At 73.6% G+C, this 3843-nt stretch carries 1 protein-coding gene; it reads left to right on the top strand.

All coding sequences use genetic code 11. The features are described from left to right. Nucleotides 1-100 precede the first annotated feature (100 nt). Nucleotides 101-3843, top strand: a 3743-nt coding sequence (locus tag GKQ77_RS29390; protein WP_219692154.1) for a non-ribosomal peptide synthetase, incomplete at its 3' end; no start/stop codon positions are given.

Raw genomic sequence — 3843 nt, 5'->3', positions numbered from 1 at the left:
CCCCAGCACACCCGACGCCACCTCGACGGCCACCCCCACCCCAGTCACCCCCTGGCAAATGGCCGGTGAGGCCGCGATTGGGGGGTCTGTCGACCCTGGCATGCCCGCCGTCCACGTCCTCGAGGCGGCAGCGGCTGTGCGGGACACTCCGGATGGGCCCGAGCTGACGCTCACCCTCACCCGGGCCGGGCTGCTGGTGACGGAGGACGAGGCCGAGCTGCTTGGGCGTGCCTGGGTGGCGCTGCTCGGCGGGCTCGCCGCGCACACCGAGGACGGCGGCGCGGGCGGACACACGCCCTCCGACTTCCCCCTCGTCGGCGCCCTGACGCAGAGCGGCGTCGAGGAGCTGGAGTCGGCGGTGCCGGGACTGGACGACGTATGGCCGTTGTCGCCCCTCCAGAAGGGCATGCTCTTCCACGCCACCTTCGACGAGGAGGCACCGGACGTCTACGAGGGCCAGCGGGCCCTTGCCCTGGAGGGGCCACTGGACGCCGGCCGACTGCGCGCCGCGTGGGAGACCGTGCTGCGCAGGCATCCGATCCTGCGGGCGAGCTTCCACCGCCTCGCGTCGGGCGAGGCCGTACAGGTCGTGGCCGGGGAGATTCAACTGCCGTGGCGTGAAGCTGACTTGGCGCATCTCACGCAGGCCGAGGCGGACGCCGAGGCCGAACGCCTGGCCGGGGCCGAGCGGGCGGACCGGATCGATGTGACGCGGGCCCCGCTGCTGCGCCTCCTCCTGATCCGCTTCGGCGAGGACCGGCACCGGCTCGTCATCACCAGCCACCACATCACGATGGACGGCTGGTCCCTGCCGGTCCTGATCAAGGACCTCCATACGGCGTACGAGGCGCACACCGCCGGGGGTGACGAAAGGGGCCTGCGCCCCATGACGTCCTACCGGGACTACCTCGCGTGGCTCGACCGGCAGGACAAGGACCTGGCGCGCGAGGCCTGGCGGGCGGAGCTGGCCGGACTCGACGAGCCGACACTGGTCGCACCCGCCGATTCCGTACGCGTGCCGATGGTGCCGGACCGGATCCGGTTCGCCTTCTCCGAGGAGGTGTCCCGGGGCGTCGCGGCGCTGGCCCTGAGGCACGGCCTCACCGTGAACACGGTGGTGCAGGGCGCCTGGGCACTGCTCCTCGCGAGGCTCGCCGGACGCACGGACGTGGTGTTCGGCGCGACCGTGGCGGGCAGGCCCGCGGACCTGCCCGGCGCGGAGTCGGCGATCGGCCTGTTCATCAACACCATCCCCGTACGCGTACCGCTGGCGGCCGAGCAGACGGTGCACGACATGCTCAGCGAACTTCAGGAGCGTCAGGTCGCCCTGATGGCCCATCAGCACATGGGTCTCTCCGAAATTCAGCAACTAGCCGGCCCGGGCGCCGCGTTCGACACGCTCGTCGTCTACGAGAACTACCCCCACCCGCCCGACGGCCCGGCTGACCCCGGCTCCCTGCGCATCCGCCCCGACGGAACCCCGCAGGACATGGGCCACTACCCGCTGACGTTCGTCGTGTCGCCGGGGGAGCGCATGCACGGCGACTTCGTCTTCCGGCCTGACGTGTGCGACCGCGCCCGCGCCGAGGACATGGTCGCCTCGCTGGTGCGGATCCTGGAGCAGCTGGCCGCGGACCCCTCCGTGCCCGTGGGCCGGGTGGACGTGGTGTCCGCCGCCGGGCGCGACCTCGTCGTACGGGAGTGGAACCGGACGCGGGACCCGGCGGCCGCCACGGCACCGCTGCCCGAGCTGATCGCGCGGCAGGCGGAGCGGACGCCCGACGCGGCGGCGCTCATCGCGGGCGAACGCACGCTCACCTACCGGGAGTTGATGGAGGACGCCGGGCGCCTCGCGCGGTATCTGGCGCGGGCCGGGGTCGGCCCCGAGTGCCGGGTGGCCGTCGTCGGGGAGCGCTCGGCGACCATGGTGCGCTCGCTCCTCGCCGTGTCGATGGCCGGAGGCGCTTTCCTCCCGGTGGACGCGGACTATCCGGCGGAGCGCATCGCGTACGTACTCGCCGACGCCGCCCCCTCGGTGGTGGTGTGCACCGAGCGGTCCCAGGACGCGGTGCCCGCCGGGTACACCGGCCGCGTCGTTGTGACCGACGACCCGCGCGTGACCGACGAGGTGCGGCGGTGCGCGGGCGGCCCCCTGCGGGACGAGGAGCGTACGGCACCCCTGAAAGCGGCCAACGCCGCCTACGTCATCTACACATCGGGGTCGACGGGAACACCCAAGGGCGTCGTCGTCACCCACGCGGGCCTCGGCAACCTCGCGCGGGCACAGATCGACCGCTTCGGCGTACGCGCGGACTCACGCGTACTCCAGTTCGCGTCGCTGAGCTTCGACGCGGCGGTCTCCGAACTCTGCATGGCGTTCCTGTCGGGCGGATCACTCGTCGTGGCCGCCCCCGACGAGCTGCCGCCACGGGTCTCCCTGGACGAGGCCGTGCGCCGGGCGCGGGCGAGCCACGTCACCGTGCCGCCGAGCGTCCTCGCGGCCGAGGAGCGGCTGCCCCGGGAGCTGGAGACCGTGATCGTGGCGGGCGAGGCGTGCCCGCCGGGGCTCGTGGACCGGTGGGCGCGGGACCGGCGGATGGTGAACGCGTACGGCCCCACGGAGACCACCGTCTGCGCGGCGATGAGCGCGCCGCTGACGCCGGGCCGCGACGCCGTGCCCATGGGGCAGCCCCTGGCGAACGCACAGGTGTTTGTCCTCGATGAGTTCCTGCTGCCCGCGCCGCCCGGCGTGGCCGGTGAGCTGTATGTCACCGGTGCCGGGCTCGCACGCGGCTATCTGGGACGGGCCGGCCTTTCGGCGGCACGCTTCGTCGCCTGCCCGTTCGAGGCGGGGGAGCGGATGTACCGCACCGGGGACGTGGCCCGGTGGACGCGCGAGGGCGAACTGCTCTTCGTGGGCCGCGCCGACGACCAGCTCAAGGTCCGCGGCCACCGGATCGAGCCCGGCGAGATCGAAGCGGCCCTGACCACCCACCCAGGCGTCGTCCAGGCCGTGGTCACCGCGCGCCAGGACCACGCCGACGGCAACCGCCTCGTCGCGTACGTCGTCGCGGACCCCGCCCGCCACAGCGGTGACGCGAAGAGCGCCGATGTCGTCGCCGAGCTGCCCGCTCACGTACGGGAGCGGCTGCCGGAGTACATGGTCCCGACGGTGTTCGTGCCGCTCGAACGGTTGCCGCTGACCGTCAACGGCAAGGTGGACCGGGCCGCGCTCCCCGCGCCGGACTTCGCCGAGCGGGTCACGGACGGGGAAGCGCGCACCGGGACCGAACGGCTTCTGTGCGATCTGTTCGCCGAAGTACTCGGTCTGGAGCGGGTCGGGGTCGGCGACAGCTTCTTCGAGCTGGGCGGCGACTCGATCATGTCGATGCAGCTCGCGTCCCGGGCGCGCCGGGCAGGGCTCCTGCTGACCTCTCGGCAGGTCTTCGAGGAGAAGACCCCCGAACGGCTCGCGGAGGTGGCGCGGGCCGCCGCACCCGAGGCCGCCGTCGACGACGTCGGTGTCGGCGAAGTGCCCTGGACGCCGGTGATGCGGGCGCTCGGCGAGCGGGCCGCGCGCCCCGGGTTCGCACAGTGGATGGTCCTCGGCGCCCCGGCCGCGCTTGGCACGAAGACGCTGGCGGCGGGGCTCGGAGCCCTGCTCGACACGCACGACATGCTGCGGGCGCGCACGGTCCCCGGCGAGCCGAAGCTGATCGTCGGCGAGCGAGGGTCGGTGGACGCCGAGAGCCTGGTCGTGCGCGTGGACGCGACGGGCGCCACCGCCGACGCCACCCCGGGTTCCCCGGCCCCGGGCGGCCATGCCCCGGACTCCCATGGCTC

Origin of the sequence: Streptomyces anatolicus (assembly GCF_019400875.1) — a bacterium.
In the GTDB taxonomy this organism is placed as follows: domain Bacteria; phylum Actinomycetota; class Actinomycetes; order Streptomycetales; family Streptomycetaceae; genus Streptomyces; species Streptomyces anatolicus.
Note: the sequence above shows the minus strand (reverse complement) of the source record. Positions and strands in the feature narration are given on the sequence as shown.